This is a genomic window from Dietzia sp. SLG310A2-38A2 (assembly GCF_014145095.1).
Classification (GTDB): domain Bacteria; phylum Actinomycetota; class Actinomycetes; order Mycobacteriales; family Mycobacteriaceae; genus Dietzia.
Genome location: NZ_JAALDX010000547.1, coordinates 3127 through 3511, shown reverse-complemented (window position 1 = coordinate 3511; position 385 = coordinate 3127). Strand labels below are relative to the sequence as shown.

Annotated in this window: 1 pseudogene; it reads left to right on the top strand. The window is 67.8% G+C overall.

Annotation, left to right across the window (positions count from 1 at the left end):
• Positions 1-385, top strand: a pseudogene (locus tag G6027_RS18355) (IS21 family transposase); the annotation flags it as partial.

Genomic DNA, 385 nt, shown 5'->3' with positions numbered 1-385 from the left:
GCCGAGGTGCATCGGGAGATGGCCCGGGGCGGTGTGACAATGAAGTTGCTGCACGGGGAGTACGCCGACCGGTGCGCGGGCTCGGGTTCGCCAGCGATGGGGTACGACCGGTTCTGTAGGCAGTACCAGCAGCATGTACTGGTCGCCGGGCTGGCCTCCCGCGTCGGGCACAGGGCCGGACAGACCGTCGAGGTGGACTGGTCGGGGCCGACGATGCAGCTGAATGATCCGGCCACTGGCGAGGCGACCCGGGTGTATCTCTTCGTGGCGTGCCTGCCGTTTTCCCGGTACGCCTTCGTCGAACCGACCTTGGACATGAAGCAAGACGCCTGGCTACGGGCCCACGTGGCGAAGTTCGAGTTCTTCGGCGGCTCGGGGCCGCGGG